The following is a 648-nucleotide window of genomic DNA, read 5'->3' as shown; positions in this document are numbered from 1 at the left end:
AGCAACAACTACGCATTGGGCGACACCATCAATGTCAAAGGCGACAGCAACATCATCAGCGAAACCGTAGCCGGTGGTGCACAGCTGAAACTGGCCAAAGACATCATCGTTGACAGCGTGACCGCAGGCGACAGCAAACTGAATTCAGACGGCCTCACCATTACCGGTGGCCCGAGTGTGACCAAGTCAGGCATCCATGCCGCCGGCAACAAAATCACCAACGTAGCCGCCGGTACCGATGACACCGACGCCGTCAACTACAGCCAGCTGAAACAGCAAAGCGCCGCCGCCCGTACCGAAGTACGTGCCGGTACCAACATCAAAGACGTGGTGAAAACGACCGGAGCCAACGGCCAAGACGTTTACACCGTCAACGCCAAAGGCACGACAGCGAGCGCCGGTTCGAGCAAAGTGACCGTCACTGCTTCAGCAGCAGACGCGAACAATGTGACCAACTACAGCATCGACTTGGCTGACGGCACCAAAGCCGAAATCCAAAAAGGCGTAGACGCCAAAACTACCGTTGACAACAAAGGCCTGACCTTCAATGGCGACAGCGGCAGCACCAATGTCGAAAAACTCGGCTCCACCGTGACCGTTGCCGGCGACGACAACATCACCACCGAAGCCCAAGACGATAAAGTGACC

1 pseudogene is annotated in these 648 nt (G+C 56.5%); it reads left to right on the top strand.

The features are described from left to right. A pseudogene (locus tag ACTHSW_RS10800) lies at positions 1-648 on the top strand (hypothetical protein); the annotation flags it as partial.

This window comes from Neisseria sp. P0008.S004 (genome assembly GCF_051962755.1).
GTDB classification, from domain to species: domain Bacteria; phylum Pseudomonadota; class Gammaproteobacteria; order Burkholderiales; family Neisseriaceae; genus Neisseria; species Neisseria subflava_A.
The sequence above is the reverse complement of the archived record's forward strand: the minus strand, read 5'-3'. Positions and strand labels throughout refer to the sequence as shown.